Raw genomic sequence first — 21,151 nt, forward strand, 5'->3', positions numbered from 1 at the left:
GGAAGGAGTATGAAATGTTAAATTTCAAAAAAAGTCCATTATTTATTTCTATCTTGGCAGCAATTTCGACGCAAGTAAATGCAAATACCGTCGTTGATTCAAATAAGGCTGGGCATACAGTTGTTAAAATGACCAACGGCGTAAGTCAAATTGATATTGAAACACCAAATAGCGACGGTGTTTCAATGAACTATTTTGAAAAGTTCAATGTAGAAGGTAAGGGTACAATCATTAACAACAGTAATGTTGATTATAATTCAGTACTTGCTGGAAAAATTGAGGCCAATAAAAACTTAATTAAAAGAGAAGCGGATGTTGCGGTAATGAACGTAACTGGGCGTGATAAAACGAAACTTATCAGCCGTTTAGAAGCTGCTTCTTCAAAAGATTTACACGTTTATATTGCAAATGAAAGTGGTATTTTAGTTGATGGTGCTTCTTTTGAAAACATTCAAAAATTGACGTTAACCACAGGGGTTGTTGATCAGGATTTAACAACACGTGTGCGTGGCGGAGAAGTGGTTATTTCAGGTAAAGGATTAAAAGGTGTTAAAAACTTAAATTTATTTACAGAAGTATTAACCAATAACGGTAAAATTGCTGCTGGTGAAAAAGTAACAGCAATTTTGGGCAAAAATGATATTGATAAAGACGGCAATATTATTTTCATTCCAAGCAAGGTTTATGTTAAAGCAAGTAAACTAGGTAAAATTTATTCAGAGCAAATTGATGTAAAAGCAACTTCTCCATTACTTGATGTTGAAATTGATGAACTTTTAGCAAAAAATAATATTAACCTTGATGCGAAAGGAAAAGTAACAAACAAAGGTAATATTGTCGCTCAAAATAAAGTCACTATTAAAGCAAAAGCCTTTGATAATATTGGTAAAGTTAAGTTTGATAAAGCGTCTTATGATTTAAAATGGGTCACCCGAGATGGTCAAATTGTAGATGTGAATTTCATTAAAGAGGTATGGAATAAAACTCATAAAGAGCAATTAACCTCAAAAGATACTTGGTTATTGATGACAGGTTCATTATTAAATCAATGGACCTATGATGAAAGCACTTATGAGAAAGATGGCTCAATTGTTAAGAATTTCAGAAAATTCTTAGATAATCTCAATGTGGCTGATAAGAATACAGTCTTATCAAAAGAGGGGATAGACTTAGTTGCTCAAAAACAACGCAAATCTGAATTTGTCAATAAAGGTGATATTTATGCCACCGAGACCAATGAAAAACGTATTTTAGAAGCTGTTGCGATCAGTAAAGCGAAAGCCAAGCAAGCTATGGTTTCAGCAAATGATGTGGTAATTACGCTTGATGATTTATTGCAAAATAAAGACGCTGTCATTTCTGCAAAAGATAGTTTAAAAATAACCGCTAGAAAAGTGATCAATAGTAATAGCATTTCAGGGGATATTCTTTTACAAGATGGTTATGAAAATATCTCTTGGGAAGTTATGCCAATATATGTTGAAAAACGAAACTTCTTGAATCCTAAAAAACCGAAAAAAGTCATTGTGGATGCCACTTATGATATTGCTTATGAGCGAGGTCTAGTTGATGAGGATTCTGCAAGAAAAACGAAGATTTCAGCAATCAATACTTCTGCAATCAAGGGTAAAAAAGTTAATATTAACGCAACAGAAGTTGAATTATCTGATGATATTAACACGGGGATGTCAGTTCAAGCAGATAAATTAACGATTGATACGAATAATCTGAAATTAAAAGGTCAAGAAATTAAAGCAAAAGAGTTGACTTTAAATGGTAAAAAAGTGACCTTAGATAGTGCGGTTATTAAAGCAGATAAAGCAGATTTAACGGTCGATAGTTTAAGACTTAATACCCTTAAAACCAAAGAAATTGTGTTAAAAACTGATAAAGAAGAACTGACTCGGGAAGTTGGTTCAGGTAGTGGCATTTTTGCAAAAAATGAATTAAATCTGACCGCTAAAAATGTTGCATTAGAATCTTCTATTCTGAAGTCTGACGGTAAATTGAAAATTACAGCAGATCAGATCGACAATGACTCTTCTTATTTAGAAAAAGATTATCAATCATCTTATGATATTTCAAAATCATTTAGAAAAATCAAACATAATGAAAAAACACAGGTGAATGCACCAAGTTTCATTTATGCAAAAGATTTGGATATTGATGCAAAACAGTTGAATACCAAAGGTAGTCACGTTGTGGGTACGGAGTATATCAATATTGATTCAAATATTGCCAAAGTGGATGTCGCAACAGTAAAAAATGAATTAGATAAAAAAGTTGGCATTGATAATGGAATTTTAGGCGAAAACTATAAAAAAGTTAAAAAGGAAGAACAAAAATCAATTGGCTCAGTAGTACAAAGTGACGGTGAAATCGCCGCTAAAATTGCAAAAGAGTTGATTGTTGTTGGGAGTAAAATAAAAGGTGCTAAGGTTAAACTCGAATCTAATGATGTCACCATTGCTAGTGCGAAGAATAATACTGATACTGTCACAGACTCACACTTTATTTTAGCTGGGGAAGAGTTAAACGGAAGCGTTGAGCTAGGGGATGTGAGTGCTAAAGTTGATATGGAAATAGCGAAGAAAGAGCATATTGAAGAATCGACGACAACTCATTCAGGCTCTTCTATTGAAGGCGGTAAAGTTGAAATTACGGCGAAAAAAGAGGTAACCGTTGATGGCTCCAATATAAAGGGTGACAACGTAACGATATCTGCCAAAACTGTAGATATTCAAGATAGTAAAAACAAGGTTAAGATTAAAAAAGATGGTGTAACTGCAAGTGTAAATGCTGACTTTGGACTTAAAAATGATACTGCATCAGGTAAGGTGACCACAACTCTCGATCATAAAAAAGAAAATCTAGATACTGAAGTATCTAGTGCTTCAACGATTGAAGGCGGTTCAGTCGTGATTACGGCAGATGATGTGACTGTAACAGGTTCTAACGTAACAGGTAATGTTGATATTATTGCGAAAGACAATGTGATTATCCAAAACGCTGATAATATTTCGAAATATGAACAAGATAGTGAAAAATTCATTGTTGGAATGGGCGGAAAAGTTCAGTCTTCTGTTGTTGGGTTAATTTCTAAGGCCAAAAAGTTGGTTGATGAAAGAGAGCAATTATTAGGCTATCTTGCAAATCCTATTGCAGGCTATCAAAAAGCTAAAGAAATTAAAGCTGAATTAGAAAAAAACTATAATGAAATTAAACGGTTAGTAAATAATGTTAAAGCGAACAATGTTGATCCTGCTTCATTAGGTATTGCCGTTTCAGTTGATGGTAACGTAAGCTTAAATAAACAATACATCAACGTGTTAGAGAAAAAATCAAGTGCTGCGAATATTAGTGGTGGAAATATCAATATTTCTGCGGGTAATGTGGTTACGATTCAAAACTCTAATGTAACTGCAGATAAATTAGATATCGATGCAAGTAAAGTTGATGTTGTTGCAACTGAAAACAAAAAAGATGCTTATGAAGTAAATGCGAATGTAGGTGCTGAAACAAATGCAAATATTATTACTGAGACTGTAACAGCAAATGTAACAGCAGGCGTAAATCATAAGCAAAACCACAAAAAAGAGCAGGCTGGTAGTAAAATTCAAGTTGGCAAACTTAATATCAATTCAAAAACAGATGTTAATGTAGCAAACTCTACTATCACAGCAGAAACTGGTTCAATAAATGCTGAAAATGTGAACTTAATTTCAAATGCTGATACTGAAACTAATTTTGGTATAGGGGTTAATGGCAAAATCAATCCTGAAACTGGGGATGGTAAACTTGATGTGGCAACAAAAATTGAGCATAAACAAGAAATTGCAAATACTTCGACGATCAATGGAGCAACAGTTCATGGTAATATTAAAAAACAAGATGCAGCAAAAGTGAATTTAGCTGCAAATGGAAATATTTCAACTAATGGACACGGTGCAACAGGCGGTTTAGGTTTATCAACCGAAGTGAAAAAAGAAACTGCACATACCGATGGCACTTATGTCGTGGGTATGAACGGCAAATTGAATGTCGATGAAAACGGTCAATTAAATGATTCAAATCTTTCATCATCAGTAGCAGGCGATGTTGTAATTAAACCTAATAAAGATCTTCCATTAAAAGATACCAGTATTAACTTTGAAACAAATACCAATGTGAATAATGAGGGAGTGATTGGTGGAAACATTGCATCAGATATAGCAACAGCTATCGTAGGTAAGAAAGAGCTTGAAAATGGCGATGTGAGTGGTTCAATAAATGTTAACGGACACGCTGAGCTTGGTGGTAATTCACAAGCAGGGCTTGATCAATTAGGTGGTAAAGTGGATTCTCACGGCACAGTGACAATCGCAGGTAAAAAGCAACTTACCGATGGTAAAGTAGAGGGCTCTTTAACTATCAATGCAGACAGTGAAGCACACGCAGGTTTAAACAAACCAGCGGGGGCGTCAGTGAATGTAAATAGTGACGGAACAGTGACTATAGCAGGCAAAAAGCTCGTCGGTAAAGATGGCAAAATTGATGGTTCATTAACAATCAATACTCACACCGATACAGCCGCGAATACCGCAGAAGGCTTAACAACACTAGATGGCAATGCAAACTCAAACGGCACAGTGACAATCGCAGGTAAAAAGCAACTTACCGATGGTAAAGTAGATGGTTCTTTAACTATCAATGCAGACAGTGAAGCACACGCAGGCTTGAATAAACCAGCAGGTGCGTCAGTGAATGTAAACAGTGACGGAACAGTGACCTTAGCAGGCAAAAAGCTCGTCGGTAAAGATGGCAAAGTTGATGGTTCATTAACAATTAACACTCACACCGATACAGCTGCTAATACCGCAGAAGGTTTAACAACACTAGATGGCAATGCAAACTCAAACGGCACAGTGACAATCGCAGGTAAAAAGCAACTTACCGATGGTAAAGTGGATGGCTCTTTAACTATCAATGCAGACAGCGAAGCACACGCAGGTTTAAACAAACCAGCAGGTGTGTCAGTGAATGTTAACAGTGATGGAACAGTGACTGTAGAGGGTAAAAAAGTGATGGGTAAAGATGGCAAAGTTGATGGTTCATTAACAATCAACACTCACACTGATACAGCCGCGAACACCACAGAGGGGTTAACAAAACTAGATGGTAATGCAAACTCAAATGGTACTGTGACAATCGCAGGTAAAAAGCAACTTACCGATGGTAAAGTAGAGGGTTCTTTAACTATCAATGCAGACAGTGAAGCACACGCAGGCTTGAATAAACCAGCAGGTGCGTCAGTGAATGTAAATAGTGATGGAACAGTCACTGTAGCAGGCAAAAAAGTAATTGGTAAAGATGGCAAAGTTGATGGTTCATTAACAATCAATACTCACACTGATACAGCCGCGAACACCGCAGAGGGTTTAACAACCCTAGACGGTAATGCAAACTCAAACGGCACAGTGACAATCGCAGGTAAAAAGCAACTTACCGATGGTAAAGTAGAGGGTTCTTTAACTATCAATGCAGGCAGCGAAGCACACGCAGGCTTGAATAAACCAGCGGGGGCGTCAGTGAATGTAAACAGCGATGGAGCAGTCACTGTAGCAGGCAAAAAAGTAATTGGTAAAGATGGCAAAGTTGATGGCTCATTAACAATCAATACTCACACTGATACAGTTGCCAATACCGCAGAGGGTTTAACAAAACTAGATGGTACTGGAAACGCAAGCGGTGTAGTTAATCTTAATACTGACTTAGTTGAGGCTAGTGCTATGGCATCAGCAAAAGCTTCGGCAGGAATGAACGAAACCCCAAAAATTGAGCCAGAGGGTAAAGTTGAAGTTAAAAAGCTCTCTTTTGATGAAAGAGCGAGAAACTTCTTTAAAAGATTATTTCATATTAAGTAATCTTTTATAATCAATAAGATAAGGGCGAGAAATTCGCCCTTTTTTATTTAGTCTAAAATGTTCTTTACTTCTTCTCTTACTTTTTTTAACCACGCTTTTTTATAATTAGGTAATTGTAGAGCATCTGTATTTAATATTGGATTTAAGAGCATTAACGCATTAGGATTTAGTTTTTGTAACCGTTTTAAACTTGCATAGCAAGCGGTTAAACTTCGATGATCATTTGCAAAACCTTGCAAGTTTTTATGATCGCTATCCATAAATGCAAGTTGGTTTTCAAGCGGTGTAATTTTTATTACTTTTTGCAAATATTGTAAAAATGGTAATAGAAAGAAATCTCGTTGAAATTGTGTTTGGGCTTGTTGGACAAAATCTATACCTTTTTTTGTAATCGGATATAACATCATTGCACTATGATAGCCACTGCTGGCTTCTTTTGTTGGGCTGATTTGCACTAATTTAAAGTCACAATTTTGCCAAAAATGAAATAGTTTTTCATTTAATCCAAAGCTGACAGAAATAAAATCAAGATCATTTTTTTCTTGGATTTGCAAAATTAGCTTAGAAACTAACCGCTTACCAAAGCCTTGTTGTTGCTTCTGTGGTGTGATTGCAATGCGAGAAATACGAATTGAGCGTAATCGTCCTGCTTCCATCAAATTTCCTTGAAAACAGAGATATTGTGCAACTAAATTTCCTTGTGGACGGCGTGTGCCTTGCCAAATCTTTTTAACAAGATCTTGATCTAATCCTCCTTCAAAAATAGCCCAAATACCACCAATAAGCTGATTATTTTCGATGTGTTTTAAATAATATTGGTTAGGGGCATCAAATAAGCGTCGCAGATCCGTTGGCGTTGTTTTGTAATGTGCATTTGCTAAAAGTTGATAAAATGCTTGGTGGCTATGTGGGGCATTATCTTCAAGATCATCTAAGATCAATAACTGATTGATAAATTTTTCAAGGCGATCATTTTCTTGCCAGCGTAGAGGTTTAGTGAGCAACCATTCTTTATAAGGGCGGGTTAATTGAGGTAAGAATTTAAGATTAAACCCACGTCCAGTCCCCTCATAATTTTGTGTTGTGGTAGCAAGAATAACCTTTTTAAAATAATTTGTCAGTTGGTGTAACGTTGGTAAAGGCAAGGTTGCTGCTTCATCAACGAATAACCAACAATCAGATTTTAGTTGTTTATTTTCAATAAGTTGTAGTAATTTATCTGGGGGGTAAAATAAAATGTTTTTTTGTTCTATATTATTTTGCCAAAATGTAGATAAAGCAAAATGACTCCTAGAGGTAATAATAACCTGATGGTTTTGTTGAATTTTTTGAGCGAGTTTTCCTAATAGGGTAGATTTACCTCGTCCTCTTGGGGCTGTAATTAAATGAATATCTGCATTGTGTGTAGGTAATTTATTAAAAATAAATTGTTGCTGCTGAGTAAATTGTGAAAATGTGTAAATTTTAGGAAAAAAATGACCGCTTGTGAGTCTATTAAGATCAAAATCTTTAACTATTTCAAATTGAAATTTATGGATAAGCTCTTGAAAATAATAAAAAAAATTAGGCGATTTACTATAACCTTGTTCAGACCAGCGTAGGCTATCGTTATCAACATTATCGGTTAAACATTGCCATTGAGGGCAGAGAATAATTAACGTTCCCTTGCTTGCGAGCGTCCCGCTGACAATAGCAAGTGCGTCTAAATTAAAGCAAACCCCTTGCCCATTACTCATATCATAAATTGCATAATCAAGCGTTTGCCCCAGCAATTTTTTAGCATTCTTAAAAGAGAGTGTTGGAATGTTAAGTACATAATTATGAACTGTTTCGTGCAAATAAACGCCATTCCCTGACAAGTTTTCAAGAGAGAATGGCTGAGTAACAATGACTAGTTTACGCATAACTATTTGATATTTAAAATATATTCAAAAATATAAATAACAGAAATTAAATCTTTTCTTGCAATCGGTTTTGTTGGGGATAATAGCCAATAAAGCCAGCGTTTATTCTTTATATATTTCATAGTAGCTTGCCAAATTTCATTTCCACCACCCTGAATGTAGCTTTCAACAGCTTGTTCAACAATTTCTTGTGATAGCTTTGCACGATATAAGCTGTGAATAAAGATCAGCAAATCACGCACTTTTTTACTTTCTAGGCTTTTATTTGAAAATTTGTTTTCAAAATCAATAAAATAAATCTGATCTTCCAACATCGTTATATCTCGAATTGCAGGGCGACCGTGAATAAAACCTTGTTGATGTAATTTGCTTAGTGCTTTAGCTGCTGAGTTAACAAAATAATGGCTTTGTGTTATTGATATATGTGGTTGTCTTAATAATGCCGCGATAGATATTCCGACATTATTAGTAACAAAATAATTATTACCTGTTAGCACCAAACGTGCAGTTGAGACTTGTTTATCATTTAGATAACTCAGCTGTTCAATTTCACGTTGTAATGCTTTTTCTGGGAAAGGTTTTAAAATATGCTCAAATCCAGTTAATTGTTCAGTCTGTTTAAGCCAATATTTTTGACCTTGAAAGTAAAACGCAGTAATTCTTACCCCTTTATGGCTAGCAACTAATTGTTCTACATACTCTCTTAATGTATCCATTATTATTTGTGTTTTATAAAAACCCGAAATTGTATCCCTATTTATGAGCTAAATCAATTTAGATTTTATTTTTGGAATAACACTCTATTTATGCTTGAAGTTTATGAAATAAAAATTTATTATTTGTGTGAAATTTTTAACTATTTTGAGGAGTGATTATGTTATTTGGACATTTATCTCGTGATGATTATGCTGTGGGTTTGCCACCAATATTTGCTCAGTTATGTGGGAAATTAAAAACTTTAGATTTAGCTAATTTACCTTTAGGTTGGCAAGATCTGGAAGAAGGCGTTAAAATGAATGTAATGGAGTTAGAAAGTACGCCTGCGGAAGGAAAAGCGGCTGAAATTCATCGTAAGATGATTGATATTCACGTACTGATTTCTGGCGAAGAGATGATCGAATACGGACTTCAAACTCCTGATTTGAGTTTGTATAATGAATATAACGAACAAGATGATTATCAAATTTCAGATATTATAGAAGATAAAAATCAGCTTGTGTTAACACCGAATGCGTTTGCTATTTTTCTTCCTTATGAACCTCATAAACCTGTTAATTCTGTGACTGGAAATAAAAAATTGCGTAAAATAGTGGTAAAAGTACCTGTTGAATTCTTAAATAAATAATAAAACAAAAGGCATTGTTAAATCACAATGCCTTTATTTTTTGCAAATTTTATAAATTATTTGACCGCTTATTTAATGGAAACGGTGTAGAAAATCTTGATAAGCAATGATAAATTTTTCAAAATCATCAATACCACAAACAGCGATACTTTCTTGTGTATAGAGTTGAAAATCGTCTTCTATATCATCTGAATAATTGAGCATTAGGCTATTTGCTTTCACAATAACCTCATCATCATGAATATAGAGCGTATATTCTTTACCGTTTAATTGCCATTCAAAAGAACTTGGATAAGTTGCTTTACACAATGTTATTTTTTCGAAAATAAGTTGTAATTTCTCTTTTTGTATGGACTCATTGTTTAGCCAATATCCAAAAGCCTCGTGTTCCATTGAACATTTTGTTACAACGCCATAAGCGGTGCGAGTAAATTGGTATTCCATCGTTAACTATGCCGTTTGGATTATAGGGATTTGAGCTTTGGTTGAGCCAGCCATATCAGTAAGAAGATCCATTTCGTTAATGGTAATATATTTCCCTTGTACTGTGATCATTCCCGATTTTTGGAAGCGACTTAACAAGCGACTAATAGTTTCAATGGTCAAACCAAGATAATTACCAATGTCACCACGAGTCATTGTTAAACGAAATTCACGAGCTGAAAATCCACGAGCAGAGTAGCGTTGAGATAGGTTGTATAGGAAAGCAGCAAGTTTTTCTTCTGCATTCATTCGTGATAAGAGTAAAATCATATCTTGATCATTTTTGATTTCATTACTCATTAAACGCATAATCTGATGACGTATTTTAGGCATTTTCCCTGCTAAATCGTCTAAAATATCAAAAGGAATTTCACAAATCATTGAAGTTTCAAGTGCTTGAGCAAATCCAATATGTTTCATTGAGTTGATAGCATCAAAACCAATAAGATCACCAGGAAGGTGAAAGGCGGTGATTTGTTCTTCACCATTTTCGCTAATAGTGTAACTTTTTATCGTACCTGAACGAATAGCAAATAAAGATTGTAATTCGTCACCAGATTTAAAAATAATTTGTGATTTTTGGACGGGCTTTTTGCGTTCAATAATATTATCAAGCTGATTTAATTCGTGATCATTAAGGGTAAAAGGCAAGCAAAGCTGACTTATGCTACAATTCTGGCAATGAATCGAGCTACATTTCCCCACCATTTTCGATTCAGATATAATTTTCATAAAAGCTTTCCAAAAAAGATAAAAAATTTGATTTGAAACAAATTTTAGCACTATTTTTTGATATAATGAAGTCTATTTTTATGTCTCAGTAAAATACTCAAAATTTTAAGGAAAATAATGGCAGCAGAAAAATTAACAAAGAAAAGATTGATTCAAATAATAGTGATGTTTGTTATTTTAATTAGTGCTTTTTTATATCGTACTTATGTCTATGTAAGTTAAATAGACAAAATGGTTAAAAACAACGATTTTTTGAATTAGCATTGAGCGTTGTTTTTTGAAGTAATTTTATGCGGATATCCATTGATAAAGCAATATTTCATTGAGTTTTTAATAGATTTTCTGTATATTTGCTAGGTTATTATTTTACCCATTTTCATACCAACGGATTATAAATTATGTTTAAAAAGTTTCGTGGATTATTTTCAAATGATCTCTCTATCGATTTAGGAACAGCTAATACCCTTATTTATGTAAAAGGACAAGGTATTGTATTGAATGAACCATCAGTTGTTGCTGTGCGTCAAGATCGTGCAATGTCAACTAAAAGTATTGCAGCAGTTGGCTCTAATGCAAAATTGATGTTAGGTCGTACACCTAAAAGTATCAATGCAATTCGTCCAATGAAAGATGGTGTAATTGCGGATTTTGACGTAACAGAAAAAATGTTACAGTATTTTATTAAACAAGTGCATAGTGGTAATTTCTTACGTCCTAGTCCACGTGTTGTGGTTTGTGTGCCGGCTGGGGCGACACAGGTTGAACGTAAAGCCATTAAAGAAGCGACTATTCGAGCTGGAGCAAGAGAGGTTCACTTAATTGAAGAACCAATGGCAGCAGCAATTGGTGCAGGTTTACCTGTTCACGAAGCAACAGGTTCAATGGTTATTGATATCGGTGGTGGTACAACGGAAGTTGCGGTGCTTTCATTAAATGGCATTGTTTATTCTGCTTCTGTTCGAATTGGTGGTGATAAATTTGATGAAGCTATTATTGCTTATGTACGCCGTAATTTTGGTTCAGCGATTGGTGAAACAACCGCAGAACGCATTAAAAAAGAATTAGCAACTGCGAGCATTTCTGAAGATGAAAAAGATGACATTTTAAAAACAGAAGTTCACGGTCATAATCTAGCACAAGGTGCTCCTCGTAAGTTTGAATTAACCTCAAAAGACGTATTAGAAGCTATCGAACAACCTTTAAATGGGATTGTTGGTGCAGTTAAAGGCGTTTTAGAACGTTGTCCACCTGAATTAGCAGCAGATATTTTTGAAAGAGGTATGGTTTTAACTGGTGGTGGAGCATTGTTAAAGAATTTGGATAGTTTGCTTTCGGAAGCTTGTGGTGTACCTGTTATTGTTGCTGAAGATCCGCTTATTTGTGTGGCATTAGGTGGCGGTAAAGCACTTGATATGATTGATATGCACGGTGGCGACATTTTCCTTGACGATAATTAACCTAAATAAAGAGTTGCTGATTAGGTTTAGCAACTCTTTTTTATATTTTATTAGTGAAATTTAATGAAACTAATCTTTTCTAAATCTCCCTCTCTCGGCATTAGGCTTTTTTTGGCTATTGCTTTTTCAATAATACTTATTGCATTTGATGGTCGTAGTAATGCGATGATTCAAGCTCGCAATATGATGGAAACAGCAGTAAGTAGCTTGTATTATTTTGCTAATACTCCAAGAATGGTGCTTGATAATGTCAGCGGTAGCTTTATTGATAGCTCAAAATTACAGCTTGAAAATGAAATCCTAAAAGAGCAATTAAGGGAAAAAAATGCTAGTTTATTGCGTTTTGAACATCTTAAAGTTGAAAACCAGCGTTTACGTTTGTTATTAAGTTCGCCGTTGCGTCAAGATGAATACAAAAAAGTAGCAGAAGTATTAACAGCAGAAATTGATGCTTATCGTCAGCAAATTGTAATCAATCAAGGTAAAGAAAATGGTGTGTTTATTGGGCAACCTGTGATTGATGAGTTGGGTGTGATTGGACAAGTTATTTCCGTAGGAAAAAATTCTAGTCGAGTGTTATTGATTACCGATTCAAGTCATTCAGTGCCTGTTCAAGTATTGCGTAACGATGTAAGAACAGTAATTAGTGGTACAGGGCAAAATGATGAGCTTTTAATTGATGATCTACCTCGTACGGTTGATATTGTGAAAGGCGATGTATTGATTACATCTGGTTTAGGAGGGCGTTTTCCTGAGGGGTATCCAGTAGCTGTTGTCGAGTCTATTTCAAATACACAACAAAGTCATTTTGCACGAATTAAAGCTCGTCCTCTTGCTTCTTTTGATCACTTGCGTTATTTATTATTACTTTGGCCAACCAATGAAGAGTTGCGTAATGCAAAAACATTGTCTGCACAAGATGTTAGAAATGTAGTGCAAGAACGGCGTAAGTATTTGAATCCATTATCTTATTTAAGGTCGCAATCAAACACAAAAACACAAGTGAAATTACCAGAGCAGCGTACACCTGAGGAACACAATGAAAACTAATATTTTATTTAGGCTCTCTATACTATTTATTATTTTTATTGTTGCCTTTATTTTAGAAATAATGCCGTGGCCAATACAAATGCAAGGGTTAAGACCTGCTTGGATTGTACTTCTGCTTATTTATTGGGTACTTGCCTTGCCTCAACGAATTAACGTCGGCAGTGCCTTTATTACAGGTATTGTTTGGGATCTTGTATTAGGATCGGTTCTTGGGATTCACGCTCTTGTGCTATCGATTGCGATTTATTTTGTTGCAAAATACCACCTTATTTTACGTAATATGTCGTTATGGTTTCAGTCCATATTGATAATGCTTTATGTTGCGTTAATTAGAGTAATGATTTTCTTTGTTGAATTACTATTACATAATGTTGAATTTCATTCACAAGAGTTATTAGGTGCATTGATTAGCGGTCTGCTGTGGCCGTGGATTTATTTGTTAATGCGACAAATTCGTCGAGGACTTTGGTTACGAGAATGAGTAATTTAGCCCTTGATTTTGCTGATGATTTTCGCCCACTTTCAGCAAGAATGCGACCTCGAAATTTGAGTGAATATATTGGACAATCACACCTTGTTGGTAAAGATAAACCCTTGTATCGAGCAATAGAAAAAGGGTATAGCCATTCTATGATTTTCTGGGGGCCACCTGGAACAGGAAAAACCACTCTTGCTGAAATTATAGCTCATCATTTAGATATCGAAGTTGAACGAATTTCAGCAGTGACGAGTGGTATTAAAGAAATTAGGGAAGCGATTGAAATTGCAAAAAATAATAAGCAAGTAGGCAGACAAACATTGCTTTTTGTTGATGAGGTACATCGTTTTAATAAAAGTCAGCAAGATGCTTTTTTGCCTCATATTGAAGACGGCACAATCATTTTTATTGGCGCAACGACTGAAAATCCCTCTTTTGAACTCAATAATGCCTTACTTTCTCGCACTCGAATTTATATTTTAAAATCACTGACCGATCAGGAAATTCTAAAGGTTTTAACTTCTGCATTACAGGATAAAGAGCGAGGTTTAGGCAATGAATCTTTTATTATTAAAGATGATGTTCTCTCTTTATTAGCTGATTATGTAAATGGCGATGCACGTTTTGGGTTAAATTGTTTAGAACTGATGTCAGATATGGCAATGCAGCAGGGGAAAGACAAAATATTGGATAAAGCCTTATTAGTTGAAGTGTTAGGGGAACGTCACTCTCGCTTTGATAAAGGCGGGGATCATTATTACGATCTTATCTCAGCGTTACATAAATCCATTCGAGGTTCAGCACCAGATGCTGCTTTATACTGGTATGCTCGCATATTAAATGCAGGGGGAGATCCTCTTTATGTGGCACGCCGCTTATTAGCGATTGCTTCAGAAGACATTGGAAATGCCGATCCTAGAGCAATGCAAATCGCTATAAATGCGTGGGATTGCTATACTCGAGTTGGAGCGTATGAAGGCGAGCGAGCAATTGCACAAGCGGTCATTTATTTAGCAGTTTCTGCAAAAAGTAATGCAGTTTATACTGCATTCAATGAAGCAAAACGTCTTGTAAAAGAAAGCAAAGATTATGATGTTCCATCCCATTTACGCAATGCTCCCACTCAGTTGATGGAGAGTTTGGGGTATGGTGCAGAGTATCGCTATGCTCACAATGAACCAAATGCTTATGCTGTTGGTGAAAATTATTTTCCCTCTGAATTACAAGATACTCAATTTTACCACCCAACAGAGCGTGGTTTAGAAAAACAAATCAAACAAAAATTAGATTGGTTAAAATCACTTGATAACGAAAGTACCCAAAAACGTTATAAATAATACTTTCTGATTATAATCTTATTAAAATCATCAAATTAGGACAAAATTATGTCATTTGTTACCAAAAAAGAACTATTACAACAAAAAGAAACATTACAAGAAGCGGTTGATTTTGCATTAAAATTTGCAAAAAAATCTGGGGCAGATGCAGAAGTTGCCGTGACCAAAGTGACAGGACTATCAGTTTCAACACGCTTAGAACAAACGGAAAATATAGAGTTTAATAATGACGGCACACTGGGGATCTCAGTTTATGTGGGTAAGCGTAAAGGTAATGCGTCTACCTCAGATCTACAACCAAAATCCATTCAACAAGCGGTAGAATCTGCCTTAGCAATTGCAAAATATACCTCAGAAGATGAATGTGCTGGCTTAGCAGATAAAGAATTATTAGCCTTTGATCCGCCTGATTTAGATTTATATCATCAATCGGATATCAATGTGGATCAAGCTGTTGAAATGGCAATTCAAGCGGAGCATAGTGCATTAAATTTTGATGAGCGAATTGTAAATAGTGATGGGGCAACCTTTAATTCACACACTGGTGTGCGAATGTATGGCAATACACACGGAATGGTGCAAGGCTATCTTTCAAGCCGTTATTCTCTTTCAACCAGTGTGATTTCAGCCTATAACGATCAATTAGAGCGTGATTATGCTTATACCATTTCACGTGAATTTAATCAGTTGCAATCGCCACAATGGGTGGGAGAACAATCTGCAATTAGAGCGGTAAAACGTTTAAATCCACAAAAATTAAGCACCAGAGAAGTACCTGTTATTTTTGCAAATGAAGTGGCTACAGGCTTAATCGGACATTTAGCTGGGGCAATCAGTGGCGGTGCGTTATATCGTAAAGCGAGTTTTATGCAAGACAAACTTGGTGAACAAATCTTACCAAACTGGTTTGAGATTTCAGAACACCCACATTTACTCCGCCAGCTTGCTTCATCACCTTTTGATAGCGAAGGTGTACGCACCCAAGATCGAGAAATCATCAAAGCAGGTGTGTTAGAAACTTATTTAATCACAACATACAGCGGTCGCAAATTAGGGCTAAAATCCACAGGACACGCAGGCGGTATTCATAACTGGCTCGTGAAACCAAACCGTACAGGTGGCTTAGACACCTTACTCAAAGAAATGGGTACTGGCTTGCTCGTCACGGATATGATGGGCAGTGCCATTAACGGTGTAACAGGGGAATATTCTCGTGGTGCGTCAGGTTTTTGGGTAGAAAACGGTGAAATTCAGTATCCAGTTGCGGAGATTACCATCGCAGGAAGATTGCAAGATATGTACCAAAATTTAGTTGCTGTGAGTGATGATGTGGAGTTAAGATCGAATATTCAAACTGGGGCGATTTTGTTAGAGAGTTTGAAGGTTTCTGGGGAATAGGTGATTTTTATTAGATACTGTTATATTATGGGAATCTATCTTACTTATTAGTATTGTTAAAAATAAAAAATTTTATGCAACATAGGAGAAATAAACATGAGTGTTTTACATATAAATCAAATAGGAAATAAAATTAAAGATATTTTTGAAGGTAAAATTAACATAGAGGACTTAAATCAATCAGATTCTTCAATTGAGGATAAGTTGTTAACAAGATATCTAGCTGCATATGCTATTTATAGTTCAACTGAGTGCTCAGCAGAAGATGCGGGAAATGCGGTTGTTGATGGAGCTAATGATAATGGAATTGATGCTATTTACTATAATCAGGCAAGTAAAAAGATGATTATTGTTCAATCAAAATGGAGTAAAAATGGGAAAGGAGAGCCAGACAGTGCAAGCATACATAAATTTTGCACAGGAATTAAGGATCTTTTTAATACTAAATTTGATAGGTTTAATGATAAAGTGCAGTCGAAAAAATTTTTAATTGAAACAGCATTAACGGAGTATGACACGACATATGAAATTATTTTAATTGATACTTATGTTTCAAATGTTTTAGCAGAACATGCTCAGCGACCTTTAGAGGATTTAATCACTGAAATGAACGATACTGGAGATGAGAATCAAGTTCAAATTGTAAATTTTAAAAGAATGAATCAAGGAAAAGTTTTCAGTTCTTTGGCAAATAGTTCAGGTAATGATCCAATTGATATAGAACTTGGTTTAATGCAGTGGGGAATGGTTTCTGAACCATATAAGGCATTTTATGGGATGGTTTCTGGAGATGAAATTAGTGCATGGTGGGAAAATTATAAAACAAAATTATTTGAAAAAAATATTAGACAAGTTTTAGGAAATACAGATGTAAATGATGAGATAAAAAAAACATTATCTTTGAATCAAGAATCATTTTGGTATTTTAATAATGGTATAACAATGATCTGTGATTCAATCGAAAAATCTAAACTGGGTGGCGGTAGTAAGGACTTTGGGCAATTTAAATTGAAAAATGTTGCTATTGTTAATGGGGCTCAAACGGTTAGTACAATAGGTAAATTTCTGGAAGCAAGATCGGAGGCTAGTCTTGATGCGGTTAAGGTGCATTTGAGAATTATTTCTTTAAATGAAACTCCTGAAAAATTTGGTGAAGAGGTTACAAGAACAAATAATAGACAGAATAAAATTGAAAATAGAGATTTTGTATCTCAGGATCCAGAGCAACTAAGAATTAAAACAGAATTATCAATTGAGAGTATAGACTATTCAATTATGCGATCTGAGACATTTAAAGTAAGTGATAAATCTTTTGATTTAAATGAAGCAACAATTTCTCTTGTTTGTGCTAATGATAAAACCTCATTAACAGTTCAAGTAAAAAGAGGAATAGGTAAATTTTATGAAAATTTAGAAAAAGGTATTTATAAAGAGATTTTTAATCGCTCTATTCCAGGCATATATGTTTATAATTGTGTAAAAGTAAATAGAATAATTGAAAATAAATTATATAAAGAGATTCAAAATTTGCCTAAAAAAAGTGGTAGAAAATATGGTTTATTGGTGCATGGTAACAGAATCATATCTCAATTAACATTCTATTTTTTAGATCTTAAACAAGAATTAATGGAGATAAAATTTGAACCTGATGTTGAACATATTGAATCAAAAATAGATCAAATAATAGAAAGAATTGAGAATAAATTAGAGAAAGAATATCCTGATAATTTATTAGGTACATTATTTAAAAACTCAACAAAGTGTGATTTTCTTGTTCAAGAGATAAAAAAAGAAACCATATGAAATACAAAGGTTTTTTATTAGATATTGATGACACCATTTATGATTATACTTCGGCGAATAACGTTGCCTTAAATCAGGTTGTACAGTTTTGTAAAGCCGAATTTAATCTTGATGAAAATGTGGTGAGAAACGCCTATATGCAAGCTCGTAAAAAAACGCATTTTATTTTGCAAGGTACAGGCTCTTCCCATAATCGATTGCTTTATATTCAAAAAATGCTTGAAGATTTGGGTATCAATCCACTGCGTTATGGATTACAAATATATAATATTTACTGGGATACATTCCTAGAAAATATGCAGGTTTTTCCTTTTGTGGACGAATTTTTTGATAAATTTGGGGTGCAGATTTGTTTTGTTACTGATTTAACGAGCCATATTCAGTTTAGAAAAATTCAGCAGTTAGGTTTGGCGGATAAAGTTAAATATATGGTAACCAGTGAAGAAACAGGACACGAAAAGCCACACCCTTTTACGTTTTTACAGGGGTTACAAAAACTCAACTTACCGATAGAGCAAGTTTGTATGATAGGGGATAGCTTTGAGAAAGATATTTTAGGGGCAAGAAATATCGGGCTTGATGCTTTTTGGTTAAACTTAGCAAATAAAAAAAGAGAGTATAACGATAAAGGCATTATCGAAATACTCTCTTTTTCAGATCTTAAAAATTATCTTTAAACTGATACTATTTGGGAATAGAACGGTTTTTTATTTACACCATTCTGTTCCCCAATCAGTATGCCCACGACCTTCCCAACATTTCCAGTTGGTTTTGATTTGTTGAGCAAGCCATTTTTTATCATTATGTTTTGCGATCATCACAATTTTAATCGCTCTTTGAGAATCATCTTCTAGCATATCGTGTATGAGCGTTATTTCTGTTAATCCGTTACTGATGTCTTTACTTTTTATATCCAGTTTAGGCGAGCCTTCTTCTGTTGGATAATTATAATAAATTTTAATCAGTTGCTCAGCGGTTTCAATATCGGTTCTTTTCTCAATTTTTTGATTAAATTCAGCAGGATCTTTTGTTTCAAACTTTTCATTCTCTGAACAAGCCGTTAAAAATATCGTTAGAAGTAAAAATGTAATCAATTTTTTCATATTTTATTTTCTCATTCGTTTTCTAATAAAAATAACAACTAACATCAAAATGAGTAAGCCAAATACGATATTGATAATAAGCTGATGAGTGATTGAACCACCATAGGTTGGTGTTGCCATTCGCATTCCGTCTTTTTCATAAATAGTTTGAAAGCCGATAGAAGTCGCAATGGTTTCAGAATTAAGTGATTTATTTTTATAGGCTTTTAGAAAATCTAAGTATTTTGTTAAAGTAGTATAAGATTGCTTTGGAAAGCCGTGAGCTCCATTAAAAACATAATTATCATTATATGTTGCAACTAACTTTTCAGTTGAATTTACTAATAAATCTGCTTTTGTATCATCGTGTAAATCAACGTAATCTAATCGTGGATCGTAGAATAAATCGCCTGTAAAGAGTTGTTTGTATTTTTCATCAAATAAAACGGTAGATTCCGTCGTATGCCCTGTCATATTTAGTACTTGTACTTTTCTATCACCTAAATCAATGATTTCATTTGGTTTTATCCATTTTGAAACAGTGACAGTCGGGGGATCGAATAATAAGGTTTCACTTGTAGTGAGCGTGAGTTTGTTATCTTTGGCTCTTTCTCGTAAATAAGGCAGGTCAATTATCCAAACATTATCTTGCTTTTCAATATTTGCAATATGATCAAGATGAAAATGTGAATACATTGTAATGACAGGTAAATCCGTCAGTTTTTTAACTACAGGCATAATATCTTTGTTGGCAACTGAACCATAACCTGTATCAAATAATAATGCTTTGTCTTTACCTAAAAGAAGATAGCTCGTATTATAATACCAATTATTTTTCGGCTCAGAAATTGCATAGGTTTGCTCATCTAATTGACCAACAATATAGTAGTCATCTACCCACTTTGCCCCTTCCCATAAAGGATAAACAAATTTTTGTTTGTTATCAGAGCAAGATGTGAGTAGAAATATAGAAGTAATAAATATTACAATAATTTTTAGTGTGTTTTTCATTGTCTTTTGTTTTGGATTAACGCTTAGTTGATTATAAGTTATTTTGAGCTGAATATCCAAAATACAGACTATTTTATCTTCTCAAAATCATTCACTGTCGGCTCAATCAATCGCTCTTGATTTGCGTTATGGCGATATTGTGACAGAGCTTTATAGATTTCAATCCTTGCTCGGTTTAGTCCCCCCAATGGTTTGTGTGCTTTGATAGAATTTGCTGGTGAAAAAGAAAGTTGTTCAGCAAGTGCAAAGCGTTCAGGCGTATTCATCGTTTGTTGTGGAATGGTTAAGGTTGCCACTTTGATGAATGGACTTTGCCACACAATACTTGCATCTTCTATCGGTGTTTGTTTCTCATCACTAAATTTTTGCACATAAAAATCAAAACTCGCACTCTCCTTTGCTAAATGATTTGCCATATTATCCGTTAAATAGCTGTCGGTTAGGGAAGTTGGCAATTTACTTTTCATTGTTGAAGTCGGCACAAGTTTATATTTAACCTGTGTGTTACCAAATTGATAAGGTGTGGTACTCCAATAAGTAATATCTAATGGGCTTGTATGATTTTTTACGCCATCGGCTAACGCTTTTAAAATCCCTAAATTTCCTGTTAGAGCAAATTTTAAGGCTAAGGCTGTGCCGTGCCATTCAATTGAGTAATAGACCGCATCTCTAAATAATTCAACGGTTCCCAATGGCATTGTTTCATTCGACATCAATAGAAAATCTTGGGTATGCTGTTCTGTGGCAAAGCGTTCGCCATTCACACCAAGTAATTTTATCGCAAAGCCACGAAAGTCTGGTTCTTTGTCTGATTCTATACTACCACTGGCATTCGATATTCTAATCAAACTGTTATAGGTTTTTCCTGCTTGAAACACATCGGTTTGTAATTCAACAGGTAGGTTATCAAGCACTTTAAATTCAGCTTTTAATAAGCCTAAGGTTTTTGGGTGAGCGTCTCGTTTGATATTACCTTTTTGATAATCTTGTGCCATTTTGTTTTTTAAAATGGTAGTCATCTCGGTAATCATTGTTTGTTCTGAGCCTTTATTACTTGTGGTGTAGATAAATGCGTAAGCAGATAACAACACCATAAAAATAATGGTAATAAGGCAGATAGAGATTTTTTTTAACATATTTGTGTTCCTGATGTAAAGCGGAGCGGGGG

The 21,151-nt window shown here is 34.6% G+C and carries 16 protein-coding genes; 9 read left to right on the forward strand and 7 right to left on the reverse strand.

Annotation, left to right across the window (positions count from 1 at the left end; translation table 11 throughout):
- Positions 1 to 14: 14 nt before the first annotated feature.
- Positions 15 to 5,903 carry a hemagglutinin repeat-containing protein gene (locus DYE60_RS02710; protein ID WP_115315104.1) on the forward strand — a complete coding sequence of 1,963 codons (5,889 nt, stop codon included), beginning with the start codon at positions 15 to 17 and terminating at the stop codon, positions 5,901 to 5,903.
- A gap of 47 nt (positions 5,904 to 5,950) precedes the next feature.
- Here DYE60_RS02710 and DYE60_RS02715 read toward each other — a convergent pair whose 3' ends face one another.
- On the reverse strand, positions 5,951 to 7,807 hold the full coding sequence (locus DYE60_RS02715) for a tRNA(Met) cytidine acetyltransferase TmcA domain-containing protein (protein WP_115315105.1): 1,857 nt from the start codon (positions 7,805 to 7,807) through the stop codon (positions 5,951 to 5,953).
- 2 nt (positions 7,808 to 7,809) lie between these two features.
- On the reverse strand, positions 7,810 to 8,523 hold the full coding sequence (locus DYE60_RS02720) for a BUD32 family EKC/KEOPS complex subunit (RefSeq protein WP_115315106.1): 714 nt from the start codon (positions 8,521 to 8,523) through the stop codon (positions 7,810 to 7,812).
- Positions 8,524 to 8,681: 158 nt separating this feature from the next.
- Here DYE60_RS02720 and nanQ point away from each other — a divergent pair, with 158 nt between their 5' ends.
- Positions 8,682 to 9,152 carry an N-acetylneuraminate anomerase gene (gene nanQ / locus DYE60_RS02725; RefSeq protein ID WP_115315107.1) on the forward strand — a complete coding sequence of 157 codons (471 nt, stop codon included), beginning with the start codon at positions 8,682 to 8,684 and terminating at the stop codon, positions 9,150 to 9,152.
- 72 nt (positions 9,153 to 9,224) lie between these two features.
- Here the strand turns inward: nanQ and DYE60_RS02730 are convergent, their stop codons facing one another.
- Together DYE60_RS02730 and DYE60_RS02735 are read right to left on the reverse strand one after the other, a co-directional pair.
- Complete coding sequence (locus tag DYE60_RS02730) at positions 9,225 to 9,596, reverse strand: YacL family protein (protein WP_115315108.1); 372 nt, start codon at positions 9,594 to 9,596, stop codon at positions 9,225 to 9,227.
- A 6-nt stretch (positions 9,597 to 9,602) separates the two neighbouring features.
- Positions 9,603 to 10,367, reverse strand: coding sequence for an FNR family transcription factor (locus DYE60_RS02735; protein ID WP_115315109.1), 765 nt, complete (start codon positions 10,365 to 10,367; stop codon positions 9,603 to 9,605).
- Between the two features lie 398 nt (positions 10,368 to 10,765).
- On the opposite strand from DYE60_RS02735, the gene DYE60_RS02740 reads away from it, so the two are divergent.
- The 7 genes from DYE60_RS02740 to DYE60_RS02770 all read left to right on the forward strand — a co-directional run bounded on the left by DYE60_RS02740 (position 10,766) and on the right by DYE60_RS02770 (position 18,567).
- Positions 10,766 to 11,824 carry a rod shape-determining protein gene (locus DYE60_RS02740; RefSeq protein WP_115315110.1) on the forward strand — a complete coding sequence of 353 codons (1,059 nt, stop codon included), beginning with the start codon at positions 10,766 to 10,768 and terminating at the stop codon, positions 11,822 to 11,824.
- Positions 11,825 to 11,887: 63 nt separating this feature from the next.
- A complete protein-coding gene (mreC, locus tag DYE60_RS02745; RefSeq protein ID WP_115315111.1) occupies positions 11,888 to 12,874 on the forward strand; it encodes a rod shape-determining protein MreC in 987 nt (328 codons plus the stop codon).
- Positions 12,864 to 13,355, forward strand: a complete 492-nt coding sequence (mreD, locus tag DYE60_RS02750; RefSeq protein ID WP_115315112.1) for a rod shape-determining protein MreD — start codon at positions 12,864 to 12,866, stop codon at positions 13,353 to 13,355. The genes mreC and mreD overlap by 11 nt, the downstream gene beginning before the upstream one ends.
- Positions 13,352 to 14,689: a replication-associated recombination protein A gene (locus DYE60_RS02755; protein WP_115315113.1), complete on the forward strand. Its 1,338-nt coding sequence runs from the start codon at positions 13,352 to 13,354 to the stop codon at positions 14,687 to 14,689. Before mreD ends, DYE60_RS02755 begins: the two co-directional genes overlap by 4 nt.
- 48 nt (positions 14,690 to 14,737) lie before the next feature.
- Positions 14,738 to 16,087, forward strand: a complete 1,350-nt coding sequence (gene pmbA / locus DYE60_RS02760) for a metalloprotease PmbA (protein WP_115315114.1) — start codon at positions 14,738 to 14,740, stop codon at positions 16,085 to 16,087.
- A 96-nt stretch (positions 16,088 to 16,183) separates the two neighbouring features.
- A complete protein-coding gene (locus tag DYE60_RS02765) occupies positions 16,184 to 17,890 on the forward strand; it encodes an AIPR family protein (protein ID WP_115315115.1) in 1,707 nt (568 codons plus the stop codon).
- Positions 17,887 to 18,567 (forward strand): HAD family hydrolase, encoded by a 681-nt coding sequence (locus DYE60_RS02770; protein ID WP_115315116.1) that lies wholly within the window; start codon positions 17,887 to 17,889, stop codon positions 18,565 to 18,567. Before DYE60_RS02765 ends, DYE60_RS02770 begins: the two co-directional genes overlap by 4 nt.
- Positions 18,568 to 18,597: 30 nt before the next feature.
- Here the strand turns inward: DYE60_RS02770 and DYE60_RS02775 are convergent, their stop codons facing one another.
- The 3 genes from DYE60_RS02775 to DYE60_RS02785 form a co-directional block, all read right to left on the reverse strand.
- Positions 18,598 to 18,993, reverse strand: a complete 396-nt coding sequence (locus DYE60_RS02775) for an outer membrane protein assembly factor BamD (RefSeq protein ID WP_115315117.1) — start codon at positions 18,991 to 18,993, stop codon at positions 18,598 to 18,600.
- Positions 18,994 to 18,996: 3 nt separating this feature from the next.
- Positions 18,997 to 19,983: an MBL fold metallo-hydrolase gene (locus tag DYE60_RS02780; protein ID WP_115315118.1), complete on the reverse strand. Its 987-nt coding sequence runs from the start codon at positions 19,981 to 19,983 to the stop codon at positions 18,997 to 18,999.
- Between the two features lie 68 nt (positions 19,984 to 20,051).
- On the reverse strand, positions 20,052 to 21,119 hold the full coding sequence (locus DYE60_RS02785) for a catalase family protein (RefSeq protein WP_115315119.1): 1,068 nt from the start codon (positions 21,117 to 21,119) through the stop codon (positions 20,052 to 20,054).
- Positions 21,120 to 21,151 lie beyond the last annotated feature (32 nt).

The sequence above is a fragment of the Phocoenobacter uteri genome (assembly GCF_900454895.1).
Taxonomy (GTDB): Bacteria; Pseudomonadota; Gammaproteobacteria; order Enterobacterales; family Pasteurellaceae; genus Phocoenobacter; species Phocoenobacter uteri.

Bases quoted from the DNA above. Each gene is read 5' to 3' on its own strand.
- DYE60_RS02765 (WP_115315115.1), top strand. From the start codon at position 16,184: ATGAGTGTTTTACATATAAATCAAATAGGAAATAAAATTAAAGATATT.
- DYE60_RS02735 (WP_115315109.1), bottom strand. From the start codon at position 10,367: ATGAAAATTATATCTGAATCGAAAATGGTGGGGAAATGTAGCTCGATT.
- pmbA (WP_115315114.1), top strand. From the start codon at position 14,738: ATGTCATTTGTTACCAAAAAAGAACTATTACAACAAAAAGAAACATTA.
- mreC (WP_115315111.1), top strand. From the start codon at position 11,888: ATGAAACTAATCTTTTCTAAATCTCCCTCTCTCGGCATTAGGCTTTTT.
- DYE60_RS02715 (WP_115315105.1), bottom strand. From the start codon at position 7,807: ATGCGTAAACTAGTCATTGTTACTCAGCCATTCTCTCTTGAAAACTTG.
- DYE60_RS02710 (WP_115315104.1), top strand. From the start codon at position 15: ATGTTAAATTTCAAAAAAAGTCCATTATTTATTTCTATCTTGGCAGCA.
- DYE60_RS02785 (WP_115315119.1), bottom strand. From the start codon at position 21,119: ATGTTAAAAAAAATCTCTATCTGCCTTATTACCATTATTTTTATGGTG.
- DYE60_RS02780 (WP_115315118.1), bottom strand. From the start codon at position 19,983: ATGAAAAACACACTAAAAATTATTGTAATATTTATTACTTCTATATTT.
- mreD (WP_115315112.1), top strand. From the start codon at position 12,864: ATGAAAACTAATATTTTATTTAGGCTCTCTATACTATTTATTATTTTT.
- DYE60_RS02730 (WP_115315108.1), bottom strand. From the start codon at position 9,596: ATGGAATACCAATTTACTCGCACCGCTTATGGCGTTGTAACAAAATGT.
- DYE60_RS02775 (WP_115315117.1), bottom strand. From the start codon at position 18,993: ATGAAAAAATTGATTACATTTTTACTTCTAACGATATTTTTAACGGCT.
- DYE60_RS02755 (WP_115315113.1), top strand. From the start codon at position 13,352: ATGAGTAATTTAGCCCTTGATTTTGCTGATGATTTTCGCCCACTTTCA.
- DYE60_RS02770 (WP_115315116.1), top strand. From the start codon at position 17,887: ATGAAATACAAAGGTTTTTTATTAGATATTGATGACACCATTTATGAT.
- DYE60_RS02720 (WP_115315106.1), bottom strand. From the start codon at position 8,523: ATGGATACATTAAGAGAGTATGTAGAACAATTAGTTGCTAGCCATAAA.
- nanQ (WP_115315107.1), top strand. From the start codon at position 8,682: ATGTTATTTGGACATTTATCTCGTGATGATTATGCTGTGGGTTTGCCA.
- DYE60_RS02740 (WP_115315110.1), top strand. From the start codon at position 10,766: ATGTTTAAAAAGTTTCGTGGATTATTTTCAAATGATCTCTCTATCGAT.